This window comes from Mammaliicoccus sp. N-M50 (genome assembly GCF_022386995.1).
In the GTDB taxonomy this organism is placed as follows: Bacteria; Bacillota; Bacilli; order Staphylococcales; family Staphylococcaceae; genus Mammaliicoccus; species Mammaliicoccus sciuri_A.
Window position 1 is genome coordinate 179,335 of record NZ_JAJNJA010000003.1, and the last position, 11,999, is coordinate 191,333.

11 protein-coding genes are annotated in these 11,999 nt (G+C 33.0%); 4 read left to right on the top strand and 7 right to left on the bottom strand.

The features are described from left to right. Positions 1–12: 12 nt before the first annotated feature. On the bottom strand, positions 13–1,884 hold the full coding sequence (locus LQ622_RS06570) for an ABC-F family ATP-binding cassette domain-containing protein (RefSeq protein WP_107576943.1): 1,872 nt from the start codon (positions 1,882–1,884) through the stop codon (positions 13–15). Between the two features lie 85 nt (positions 1,885–1,969). Between LQ622_RS06570 and LQ622_RS06575 the strand changes: the two genes are divergently transcribed. Next, a complete protein-coding gene (locus tag LQ622_RS06575) occupies positions 1,970–2,785 on the top strand; it encodes a ZIP family metal transporter (RefSeq protein ID WP_037588700.1) in 816 nt (271 codons plus the stop codon). A gap of 664 nt (positions 2,786–3,449) precedes the next feature. Here the strand turns inward: LQ622_RS06575 and ltaS are convergent. The 6 genes from ltaS to LQ622_RS06605 all read right to left on the bottom strand — a co-directional run bounded on the left by ltaS (position 3,450) and on the right by LQ622_RS06605 (position 9,930). Continuing rightward, positions 3,450–5,390 carry a polyglycerol-phosphate lipoteichoic acid synthase LtaS gene (gene ltaS / locus LQ622_RS06580; RefSeq protein WP_025904763.1) on the bottom strand — a complete coding sequence of 647 codons (1,941 nt, stop codon included), beginning with the start codon at positions 5,388–5,390 and terminating at the stop codon, positions 3,450–3,452. 200 nt (positions 5,391–5,590) lie between these two features. Next, a complete protein-coding gene (locus LQ622_RS06585) occupies positions 5,591–6,595 on the bottom strand; it encodes a 5-oxoprolinase subunit C family protein (RefSeq protein ID WP_239762206.1) in 1,005 nt (334 codons plus the stop codon). Further along, positions 6,586–7,287: a carboxyltransferase domain-containing protein gene (locus tag LQ622_RS06590; protein ID WP_239762205.1), complete on the bottom strand. Its 702-nt coding sequence runs from the start codon at positions 7,285–7,287 to the stop codon at positions 6,586–6,588. Before LQ622_RS06590 ends, LQ622_RS06585 begins: the two co-directional genes overlap by 10 nt. A 40-nt stretch (positions 7,288–7,327) precedes the next feature. Continuing rightward, positions 7,328–7,540 carry a hypothetical protein gene (locus LQ622_RS06595; RefSeq protein WP_025904760.1) on the bottom strand — a complete coding sequence of 71 codons (213 nt, stop codon included), beginning with the start codon at positions 7,538–7,540 and terminating at the stop codon, positions 7,328–7,330. 61 nt (positions 7,541–7,601) lie between these two features. Next, the gene (locus tag LQ622_RS06600) at positions 7,602–9,350 is read right to left on the bottom strand and encodes a bifunctional chorismate-binding protein/class IV aminotransferase (protein ID WP_239762204.1); all 1,749 of its coding nucleotides are present in this window, start codon (positions 9,348–9,350) and stop codon (positions 7,602–7,604) included. Next, complete coding sequence (locus tag LQ622_RS06605; protein WP_204173358.1) at positions 9,328–9,930, bottom strand: anthranilate synthase component II; 603 nt, start codon at positions 9,928–9,930, stop codon at positions 9,328–9,330. Before LQ622_RS06605 ends, LQ622_RS06600 begins: the two co-directional genes overlap by 23 nt. 203 nt (positions 9,931–10,133) lie before the next feature. On the opposite strand from LQ622_RS06605, the gene queC reads away from it, so the two are divergent. From queC to queE, 3 genes are read left to right on the top strand one after another with little or no spacing between them, the layout of a single operon-like run. Further along, on the top strand, positions 10,134–10,802 hold the full coding sequence (queC, locus tag LQ622_RS06610; RefSeq protein ID WP_239762203.1) for a 7-cyano-7-deazaguanine synthase QueC: 669 nt from the start codon (positions 10,134–10,136) through the stop codon (positions 10,800–10,802). Further along, positions 10,802–11,233 (top strand): 6-carboxytetrahydropterin synthase QueD, encoded by a 432-nt coding sequence (queD, locus tag LQ622_RS06615; protein WP_048539957.1) that lies wholly within the window; start codon positions 10,802–10,804, stop codon positions 11,231–11,233. Before queC ends, queD begins: the two co-directional genes overlap by 1 nt. Further along, positions 11,226–11,936 carry a 7-carboxy-7-deazaguanine synthase QueE gene (gene queE / locus LQ622_RS06620; protein WP_119493789.1) on the top strand — a complete coding sequence of 237 codons (711 nt, stop codon included), beginning with the start codon at positions 11,226–11,228 and terminating at the stop codon, positions 11,934–11,936. The genes queD and queE overlap by 8 nt, the downstream gene beginning before the upstream one ends. Positions 11,937–11,999: the final 63 nt, after the last annotated feature.

The window sequence follows — 11,999 nt, forward strand, 5'->3', positions numbered from 1 at the left end:
ACCTCTATACGCTTATAATCTGTCTGATAAGGATGACCAACGCATATAATCTTCTTCATATTGCGTTTCAATTGATGTCTTTTCATTTGCGAGTTCATTTAATTTTTCATAATTTGTAGCATGTTCAACCATTTCTTGGTCAATTTCTTCTAATCTTGTTTCTATATATTCGATATTTTTCTCGAGTTGTTCTAGTTCACGCTTTTCTTTGAACGATAATCTAGCAGAAGTCTTAGGTTTCGTTTCTGTTTTTTGAACTTCTTTATGTTGTTGTGTTGCTTTTTTCTCAAGCTCTCTTTTATATTCTAAATAGTCTTCAAATGTACCTAGCATAGGTTCGATTTGTTGATCATGGATATACCAATATTTATTGGCCACTTTATTTAAGAAGTATCTATCGTGACTTACCGTTATAACTGTTCCACCGAACTCATTAATATAAGCTTCTAATATTGTTAAAGTTTCAGTATCTAAATCGTTTGTTGGCTCATCAAGAATTAATACATTTGGTTCGTGAACTAATAGTTTTAATAAATATAAACGTTTTTGTTCTCCACCTGATAATTTATTAATTTGAGTGCCATGCGTTTGACTTGGGAATAGAAATCTTTCTAACAACTGCGTAACAGATACAACTGTGCCATCTTTTTCTTTAGCAACCTCACTTTCTTCTCTTAGATAATCAATCATTCTCTTATCTGAAGTTAAACTTTCATCTTGCTGTTTAAAATAAGCAATTTTTACAGTTTGACCAGTAATGAGATTACCTTCAAAAGTTTGATCTAACCCACTAATAATATTGAGTAATGTTGTTTTACCTGCACCGTTTTCTCCAACAATACCAATTCTATCGCCTTTTTGAATAATCGTTGTAAAGTGTTCAAATAACTTTCTATCTCCAACAGATTTAGAAATATCGTCTAACTCAAATACTTGTTTACCAAGGCGTGAATGGGCTAAATTTAAACTTGCTTCACCTTGTGTTTTTCTATTTGATAAATCTTCTTCTAACGTATTAAACCTTTGAATTCTCGCTTGTTGTTTCGTTGATCTAGCTTTAGCACCTTGTCTCATCCAATGCAATTCTTGTTTATACAGCGCTTTCTTTTTAACATGTTGTTGTGCTTCAATTTCTTCTTTTTCAGCTCTTGCTTCAATATACGCTTCATAATTACCTGGATAACTTGTGAGTTTACCATTTGAAAGTTCAACAATTCTTGTAGAAACTTGATTTAAGAAATGACGATCATGTGTAACAAACATGATTGTATGGGGATATTGTTTAATATAGTTAACAAGCCATTCAATTCCTTCAATGTCTAAATGGTTTGTCGGTTCATCTAATAATAATAAATCTGGTTTACGTATTAATTCTTTTGCTAGTGCAACTCTTTTTTTCTGTCCACCACTTAATGTAGCTATTTTTTTAAGATAGTCATTTATACCTAGTTTTGATAGAATAGTTTTAACGTCTGCACTGTAATCCCATGCATTTAATCTATCCATATCAGATTGATATTTCATCATAAGATCTAAATCTTTAGATTCACCAGTCTGTTGATATTGATTTAAAGCATTTTCATATTTAGAAATCACTTTCGTCATTTCAGTTTCGTTATTTAATACTTCATCGATTACAGTTAAAGATTCATCAAGTTCAGGCTTTTGGCTTGCATATGCAATTTGATATTGGTTAGGATAAGATGTCTTCGCATCATAATCATCATCAATATTTGCAATAACTTTAAGCAAAGTACTTTTCCCTGTTCCATTGATTCCAACTAAACCAATGCGTTCTTTGTAAGAAATGGATAAATCTAAATCATCAAAAATAATTTTGTCACCATATTGCTTATTAAGTTTTTCAATTTTATATGCTTCCATGAATTAACATCCTTTAGTATTCTCAGTTTTCAATTAATATATTATACACTTTTTTTCACACAAAAGATATGAAGGAGCAAAAACTATGCAACAGATTTTTACAGAACTACCACCATACTTGCAAGCATTATTCGCAGGTATCATCACATGGCTGTTAACAGCATTCGGTGCATCGTTCGTTTACTTGTTCAAAAATATAGACACAAAAGTTATCAATACAATGCAAGGATTTGCTGCAGGTGTCATGATTGCAGCTAGTTTTTGGTCTTTATTACAACCTTCTATAGAACAAAGTTCACATTCAGCAATGCCTTGGTTACCAGCAGCAATCGGCTTTCTTTTAGGCGGATTGTTTATTAGACTATTAGACTTTGTCATACCTCACGCACACCAAAATGCAGTTGATAAAAGTCAGCGAGTAGAAGGACCAGATACTAAATTAGGAAAAAACACTTTGCTGTTTTTAGCAATCACATTGCATAACATTCCAGAAGGTATGGCTATCGGTGTTGCTTTCGGAGGTGTTGCAACTGGAAATGAAGGCGCAACATTATTAGGCGCACTTGGATTAGCAATCGGTATCGGTATACAAAACATTCCAGAAGGCGCAGCACTCTCGATGCCAATCCGTGCATCAGGTTTATCAAGATGGAAGTCATTTAACTATGGTCAAGCTTCCGCTTTAGTAGAACCTGTATTCGCAATGTTAGGTGCATTACTAGTTGTCATTGCAACACCAGTATTACCATATGCATTAGCATTCGCAGCCGGCGCAATGATATTTGTCGTTGTAGAAGAACTCATCCCCGAATCACAGTCAGGTAATAACACTGACTTAGCAACATTAGGATTAATGGGTGGATTCACAATAATGATGATACTAGACGTCGCTTTAGGTTAGATAGAATAGAAATCCCAATCGTGAGGACGATTGGGATTTTTTCATTGTTTAATGTGTTGGTGTGCGAGTGTTGTGGGATATGTGGGGGTTGTGGATATGTGGGGGTTGTGGATATTGGATAAATTGGAGCTGTTGATGATTTTGGAGATGTCGATGTTGGGAATCTCTTGGCTTAAGTTGGAGTTAAGCTACGACTTGGGCTATCTCTTGGCTTTATTAGAAAGTTAAGCTACGACTTGGACCATCTCTTGGCTTAAGTTAGGCGTTAAGCCATGACTTGCGCTATCTCTTGGCTTTATTAGGAAGTTAAGCTACGACTTAGGCTATCTCTTGGCTTTATTAGGAAGTTAAGCTACGACTTGGGCTATCTCTTGGCTTTATTCAGGCGTTAAGCTATGACTTGGAGTTTTTTAAATAATCAAAAGTGTTCATTTCTATATAATCATTTTATATTTTTGAAAAGATGTGGGTTTACTACCTCTTAAACTCACATCTCCTACTAAATCATACTTCTCCACCCTATATCCTGTATCGCCCACATCATCTTCTATCTCATAATCCATATTAAAAAGTACTTTTCCCAGTCACCACCCCACAACCCCCATTTCCAACACAAAAAAGTACCACAAAATCTCATGATTTTGTGGTACTCATATACTCATAATTATTTTTCTTGATAGCCGTTACCGGATTTGTATTCATAGTTTGATGGCTTAACTTTCTTGAAGTCAGGGTTATCATAGAATCTGAATAAGTCTCCGTGTAATAACTGATCTGATAATTCGAGTTCTTTTTCGACGTTATTTTTATTTTCTTCTAAATCTTTAGGTTTCGTCTTCATAGGTTTATTAGTCTTATTATCGTACACAGTGCTACCGATTGATTTATATTCTGGCGTTATAAAATCACCATTTCTAAATGCAACTGTTTGATCGTGTCCTTTAGCTAATAAGTCTGTACCAAACATAATGTAGTTGTTTGATTTAATACCTAATACATCTAATAGTGTAGGCATTACATCAGTTTGGCCACCGTATGTTTCATCGACGCCACCTTTAAGACCTGGCACTTTCATAAAGAATGGTGTTCTGTTTAAGTCCATGAATTTAGCTGGTGTGATTTCATCTTCACCAAGTAAATTAGCCATTGCTTTATTATGGTTTTCAGAAATACCATAGTGGTCTCCGTAAATGATGATTACTGAATCATCATATAAACCTTCTTTTTTAAGTTCTGTCATGAATTTTTCTAATGATTCATCTAAATAACGAGCTGTTTGAATGTATCCATCTAGAGTTGCACTACCTGTATCTGGTTTCTCTATCGTTGCGTCTTCTTTACTCAATGTGAATGGGTAATGGTTAGTCAACGTAATTAAATGAGAATAGAATGGTTCTTTTTGTTCTTTTAGATGTGCAATGGATTCATCAAAGAATACTTCATCTTTTAAGCCTAAGTTTTCAAGATTTTTTTGTTGCATATCATAATAAGTTGCATCATAGAACTTATCTACACCAAAATGCTTGTACACTTGATCTCTGTTCCAGAATGTTTTGTAATCACCATGCATAACTGATGTTTCATAGCCGCCTTGTTGATTTAAAATTGCTGGTAGTGATTGATAAGTGTTGTCACCTTTTAACGAGAATGCTGAACCTTGTGGTAAACCGAAAATACTATTATCCATCGTTAATTCTGAATCGGCTGTTTTACCTTGTCCCGTTTGATGGAAGAAGTTTGGATAGTATTTGTAACCTTTATCACCTTTAGCTAAAGAGTTTAAATAAGGCGTTACTTCTTCACCATTAACTTTGAAGTCAATTAAGAAAGATTGGAAACTTTCTAAGTGAATTTTAATAACGTTCTTGTCTTTAGCGATACCAAATGTTTCTTTGTTAGGTTCTTGATACTTCTGTTTTGTATAATTTTTAACTTGTGTTAAATCATCTTCACTTGCTAATGCTTTTTGTGAATTATTTTGAATCGTTTTAACCCCGTCGTAAACTGTAAAGTTATATGGTCCTAAATATTTAACTAAATATTTATGGTCAAATGTACGTGTTAATAATTCTGGTCTATCTGATTCAGCAAATGCTAAGTTTAAGAAAAACAGTGCTACAGCTACACCCATAACAACTGGGACAAATTTCTTAGGAAATGCTTTAACTGATAAATTATTTCTCTTAAAGATCAACACAAATAAGAAAATAATCGTATCTGTGAAATATATAAAATCGTACCAAGAGAATGAACTATATACTGCACCAGACATTGATTCTACGTTACTTACTTGATTCAAAGTACTAAATGTTAAGAAATCTGAAAAGAATCTAAAGTACACGACGTTCGCATATAGTAAGAACGATAGTACAAATCCAGCGATAAAAATAAACCAGAACGACTTTCTTCCCTTAAAGAATAAGAATACGCTCAATATTAGCGCAATCAAGCTGTATGGGTTCATTAATAAAATTAAATTCTGTACGAGTCCCTTAACCCCGAGTGACAAATCTACATAATAGGCAAAATAAGTCTTTAGTGAAATTGCTAAAATCGTTAGCAAGAAGAATGTAAAGACGCCTATCTTCCTATTTTTAGTTTTCATACTGTTCCTCCGTATCTCAACTCATATCAATTTTCATTATTATTTCATTACATATTATTGAAGGTTGTAATATTCTTGTAATATTTAATGTACAGTATTATAATTTATACTATTTTACAATAAATTTCAACTAAAAACCTAAAATAGAAATAAGAAATGTGTAAAAAGTGCACACAATAGACACAATTCACACATGTAATTTATTTGTTTAATTCTTCATTTAATTTATATCTAATGCCGGTTTTTATTTGTTTAACGAATTGAGCATGTTTTCTCATATTGCGTTCCGCTTCTTGTATTGTTAATTTCTTAAAGATGAGTTTTGAACCTTGCTTTTTTTGTGCTAATTTATCGATATGATAAGAAGCAATTGTTCCAATTTGAGGATAGCTCGATAATGATTGATGATCATTCAACATTACGACCGGTTGATTCCCTTCATTTAATAGAACAGTACCTTTTTTAACACTTAAAAATGATTGATCGACGATTCTACGATTAATAACGGAGTTCCCTTCTAATGTTAATCCTGTTCGGTTAAAGCGATTAGATACTTTATAAACTTGACTCTCTAGATGTTTGATTTCCGCTTCATTAAAGTGTGTCATACCTTCTCCCGATATAACATGGAATATATCTGTTAAATAATTTAACGCTAATGTATATTGGTCAACGCCCCATGAAGCTGTTTTGCTATCTTCTAGATTTTCAAATAGCTTTTTTTGTAAAGGTGTGTAGTTACGGCACATTTCAATTTCATCGCCTGCTTGTAAAGTACGACCGTGGTAGCCACCCATTTCTAAACGGATACTTGTAGATTTTGAACCTAACCATTCTTCAGCAACAATACCACCTGCAATTGCTAAATAACCTCTCGTACCTTTTGAAGCTTCAGCAAACTTTAATACTTCACCTTTATCCAGCAAATGAATTTTATATGGTGCTATTTTCTTACCATCTACAAATGCTGGGAAGTTAGCTCCTGTAAATGCGATTAAAGTTGGTTCTGTAAATTGGATAGACGGCAACTTAATCGTCATTTCGATTAAAGCTTCGCCTTCTTCATTACCTACAAGCATATTAGCGAGTCTATGGTTTAATTGATCGATTGAACCATTTTTAACAATGCCAATATGTTGTTGTTTTTGCCTTCCTAAATCTTGAATCGAAGAGTATAGTCCAGCTTCTCGAATAATTAATGACATGGCTTATACCCTCCATCCTTGCTTTGTAGTTGATCTACAATATTTAAGATGACATCATCACCAAAATTAAGCTTACAAATATTATTTTGTCTATCGTATATTTCAACATTCGTCCAACCAATGACTGGCCACTCACCACTTGTATCAGTTGTCGTAATAAATAATTTATCTCTTTCAATACACAATGATCCTTTAGGGATAAATTGTTTGAACTGTGCATTACCTGAATGCAATCGATGACTTAAACCAGATAAATAAGGACATCCTGGAGTATGACCTATCATTGAAACAAAATACGTTCTAGATTCTAACACTTGTCTTTGTTCTTCTTCAGACAAGTCCGTTAACGTATCAAAATCCGGACCATATTCGCCACCTACAATGACATCTATCATAATCGATTCCTTTGTAACTTCTCTATCATTAATGTCTTGCTTTTTCTGATAAATAATACGTTCTACAAATTCAGTCATATATTTAAATGGCTCATTGATATCATGGTTCATCATCATGCTATAAGGATGATACACAACCATTAAACTATTTTCACTAGGTATAACCTCATCTATAAAAGGCATATCTTGACCCAATATTTCTAATCTAAATTCATTAATTTCATGCGTTAACTGTCTCGAAGGTTCACGATCGCTCATTACAGTTAATGCAGAATCGCCCTTAGGATATATGCGCATTTAAGACACCTCATTCTATTCTGCTATATATAAAGCATCATTATTTACGATAAAATACATCTGTTAAATCAATAAATACATGTGTTAATTGATTTACAAATAAGCCTACAAAAACAATTGCAACGGCAAATCCAATATATAAATACGCAAAACTTTGCTTATTTTTTTCTTTTCTCAATTCACTTAAAACGATGCGCTTTAAGTAGAATGCAATAACAATCACTATTACTAAATATAATAATGTTAAGAACATCTATTTTCACCCGTCCTTATATGATGTTTACTATTTTACTATTTGTATCTTTATATTACCATCATAATTTTAAATCTATTTTTGTCCATTCTCGCAAACTATTAATCATGTATATTTCACAATTTGAATTTTCGATATCTTTGATTAACTTTTCCACAGTAATATTTTTTTCTTCGATAAGGTTATCTTCTAATAACGCTTGCCTCATACAACCATTTAAAAATTGTCCATGATATGGAGGTGTGATATATGCATCACCTATTTTAATAACGACATTACCAATATCAAATTCTGTTATTTCATTCTCTCCATTATAATACAATATGACATCTGTATCATGATTATGTTGAAAATGATGACGTTCAGTTGTTTTGTGTATCGTATAAATAGAAGAAACTGGTGTACTCGGTAACAACTGAGCTGTTAAAGATTGAGTTGAATCGACTATTGGTGAAGTTTCAGCATTAAATGTACCATCCGAATTTAATTCAACTCTTAATTTATATGTGCCATCCACATAAGTATTAACCATGTCGTTAAGCATAGTTTCCCATTCGTCTTTATTAAATCGAATATTTAACGCTTTAGCACTCGTAGAAATTCTGTGCGTATGTTCGTGACGTCTTTGGACTTTTCCATTTTCTAATCTCATCGTTTCAATAAGATTTACATGTCTGCTTTCTAATATTTTAGATTTCATTTTGAATTCCTCAATTTCAGCTTCAGCATTTGAATCTATTGTGATACCAGCTCCAACGCCATAAACTGCTCTTTCTGAATTTGAATGTATCGTTCTGATTGGAACATTAAAAATCATTCTGTTATCAGGTAACAACAAACCTATCGTTCCACAATATATGCCTCTTGGTCTATTCTCTAGTCGTTTGATAATGGCCATCGTTGATTCTTTTGGAGCACCTGTTATCGAACCACATGGGAACAATGCTTGAAGTATATGAAATAATGATTGTTGTGATTTCAATTGACTTCGAATCGTGCTAGTCATTTGATATACCGTTTGATAAGGTTCGATTTTAAATAAATCAATGGCATTAACCGTACCAACTTCAGAAATTTTACTCAAATCATTTCTAAGTAAATCTACAATCATGACATTTTCTGCTCTATCTTTTTGAGAATGCTTTAGTCGTTCATAATTTGCTTGATCTTCTGCTTTATGATTCCCTCTCGAAATTGTACCTTTCATAGGTTTCGTTAATACTATATTTGGCATCTGTTGATAAGGACCATATTGAAAGAAAAGTTCTGGTGAAATGGATATAATCGTTTCATCTTCAAGTTCAATATATGCTTGATAATCTCCATTAGCATCCTCTGTAAGTGATTGGTAATATTCATATCCATGACGAATCGGTTCTGATTCAAGTTGTGTCGTATAATTAACTTGATACGTATTTCCTAGTCTAATTTCATCTTGAATAGCATGTATATTGTTTGCTAAACGTTCATCTGAATCTGTTCTTCGCCATTCAATATGTTCATTTATATATGTATGTTGCGTTTTATCATTAAAGTGTGAGACAGGTTGTTCGAATACTTGAATATTTCCATAATGATGTAACGCTTTATAAACATTTAACGCTGAATCAAAAGCTGCTGCACTTTCATATGGTAAAGTCATGACAACATAGTATCCTTCTTTTTGATAGCGCTCCGCTTCATGCACAAGCTCTGATACTTCTTCAATCGTTCTTGCATATTTAATGACAATTGGATTCTCAAATTTATAATCTAATTTCTCTTCTTTTTGACTGTCTGAAATATACTTAAATTGTATATGTGTCTTCAATCTCTACACCTGCCTTTACTAAGAAATTCGCAATTTGTTCTAATCCATATTCACTTAATATTGCTTCCGGATGATACTGAACCGCTTCAATAGGTAAATGTTGATGTCGTATAGCCATTGGAATACCTTCTTCTAACCATGCTGAAACCGTAAACCCTTCAGGTATATGGTGTTTATCTGCTATTAAAGAATGATATCTTGCCACTTCAAATGATTCAGGCAATCCTTCAAAAATACCTTTCCCATCATGTTTAATCGTTGCTGTATGCCCATGAACAGGACGTGGACCTTTTACGACTTTGCCACCAAAAGTAGATATCAATAATTGAAAGCCAAGACATACACCTAATATGGGTATATCTGTATAAATAGATTGAAGAAACGCCTTTAACTGTACATAATCATCTGGATGACCAGGGCCAGGTGAAATGATCATAGCATCTGGATTGATTGCACGTACAACATCACAATTTGCCTCTTCAGATTTCAATATTTTTATTTGTTCATTTTTTGTCAGTATATTAATATACTCGATAATGTTATATGTAAAAGAATCGTGGTTATCTATCATTATAATCATATGTTTATTCGCTCTTCTTTCGTTAATTTCATGTCAATCATACCATATACTAAACTTGCTTTTACAATTTGATTATATTATCATTTGTATATTCAATAAACTAAGAGGTTACTAGCTTACACCCTCTATAAAAAACTAGACACCTACGTCTACCTTTTTATAGAAGGCAGGCTTTTTTTATGCCTTTATAAAGGAGAAACACTATGTCAGAAACATTAAAGAATGAAAAAGCAGTTGTTGTGTTCAGTGGCGGACAAGATAGTACAACATGCTTATTCTACGCGAAAGAACATTTTAAAGAAGTAGAATTAGTGACGTTTCAATATGGCCAACGCCATGATTTAGAAATTAAAGTTGCTGAAGATATCGCTAAAGAACAAGGATTAAAGCATCATATTCTAGATATGTCATTACTTTCACAACTATCCCCTAATGCATTAACAGACCATTCAATGCAAATAGAAAATGATGAAAACGGCATACCTAATACATTTGTGCCAGCACGTAATTTACTATTCTTATCATTTGCAGGTGCATTAGCATACCAAATTGGTGCTAAACATATTATTACAGGTGTTTGCGAAACAGACTTTAGCGGGTATCCAGATTGTAGAGATAGCTTTATTAAATCTATGAACTTATCCCTTAACTTATCGATGGACAAAGATTTCGTCATTCATACACCGCTCATGTGGATGAATAAAAAAGAAACTTGGGCACTAAGTGATCAATTAGGTGCATTAGACTATGTTAGAGAAAAAACATTAACATGTTATAACGGTGTGATGAGTGATGGTTGCGGTGAATGTCCTGCTTGTAAATTAAGAAAACAAGGATTAGACCAATACCTAGAAACGAAAGGAAGTTTATAATGTTACAACAAATCTATCCGAGCGTTCAACACCCTTATGCTTTCGAACTAAATAAAGACTTTAATTTTTCAAGTGCACATTATATTCCACACGAAGAAGCCGGTAAATGTATGAATGTACATGGACACACATATTTTGTTAATTTAACAATTGCTGGAGACGAATTAGATAAAATGGGATTTTTAGTGAACTTTAGCGAATTAAAATCATTAATTCATAAACGTTATGATCATCAACTTTTAAATGACTTTGAAGAATTTAAAGATCATAGTCCTTCAACTGAACAAGTTGCTCAAACTATTTATAATATCGTTCAAGCATCTCTAGATAAACGTGATAATCAACCTAAATGTGTACAAGTATTTGTGAGAGAAACACCTACAAGTTACGTCGTTTATCGTCCAACTAAGAAAGGTGACAACAATGCCTAAAATACCAGTGTTAGAAATCTTCGGTCCAACGATTCAAGGTGAAGGTGCAGTCATTGGTCAAAAAACGATGTTTGTTAGAACAAGTGGTTGTGATTATAGATGTAGTTGGTGCGATTCAAGTTTTACATGGGATGGCTCTGCTAAAGATGATATTCGATTACTTGAACCAGAAGATATTATTTCAGAATTAGATCAACTCGCTCCAAATAAATATCAACACGTTACGATATCAGGTGGTAACCCTGCTCTGATAAAAAATATCGGACCTTTTGTAGAAGCACTTAAAGCAAGAAATATAAAGACCGCACTTGAAACTCAAGGCTCTAAATTCCAAGAATGGATGACACTAATCGATGACTTAACGATTAGTCCTAAGCCACCAAGTTCTGGTATGAAACCTAATTTAACAATACTAGATGAAGTTATCGCACAATGTGTAGAAGAAAGTCTTTCACTCAAAGTTGTGATTTTCGACGAAGCAGACTATCAATTTGCTAAAGATATACACAAACGATATCCTTCTATCCCATTCTATTTACAAGTAGGTAATCCATATCTAGACGATAGCGTTTCAAACCATACTGAAAAATTACTCGAAAAATATGAACAACTGATCGATAAAGTAATGAATGATACTTTAAATGATATTTTTGTTCTACCTCAGCTACATACACTGTTATGGAGCAATAAAAAAGGTGTTTAATATTTCCTAGGAAATAGCATACACAATATAAAATAAGCACATCACTTACTTGAAAATGCTCAT

Excerpts from the sequence above, each read along its gene's own strand:
- LQ622_RS06570 (WP_107576943.1), bottom strand. The coding sequence starts at position 1,884 with ATGGAAGCATATAAAATTGAAAAACTTAATAAGCAATATGGTGACAAA.
- LQ622_RS06575 (WP_037588700.1), top strand. The coding sequence starts at position 1,970 with ATGCAACAGATTTTTACAGAACTACCACCATACTTGCAAGCATTATTC.
- ltaS (WP_025904763.1), bottom strand. The coding sequence starts at position 5,390 with ATGAAAACTAAAAATAGGAAGATAGGCGTCTTTACATTCTTCTTGCTA.
- LQ622_RS06585 (WP_239762206.1), bottom strand. The coding sequence starts at position 6,595 with ATGTCATTAATTATTCGAGAAGCTGGACTATACTCTTCGATTCAAGAT.
- LQ622_RS06590 (WP_239762205.1), bottom strand. The coding sequence starts at position 7,287 with ATGCGCATATATCCTAAGGGCGATTCTGCATTAACTGTAATGAGCGAT.
- LQ622_RS06595 (WP_025904760.1), bottom strand. The coding sequence starts at position 7,540 with ATGTTCTTAACATTATTATATTTAGTAATAGTGATTGTTATTGCATTC.
- LQ622_RS06605 (WP_204173358.1), bottom strand. The coding sequence starts at position 9,930 with ATGATTATAATGATAGATAACCACGATTCTTTTACATATAACATTATC.
- queC (WP_239762203.1), top strand. The coding sequence starts at position 10,134 with ATGTCAGAAACATTAAAGAATGAAAAAGCAGTTGTTGTGTTCAGTGGC.
- queD (WP_048539957.1), top strand. The coding sequence starts at position 10,802 with ATGTTACAACAAATCTATCCGAGCGTTCAACACCCTTATGCTTTCGAA.
- queE (WP_119493789.1), top strand. The coding sequence starts at position 11,226 with ATGCCTAAAATACCAGTGTTAGAAATCTTCGGTCCAACGATTCAAGGT.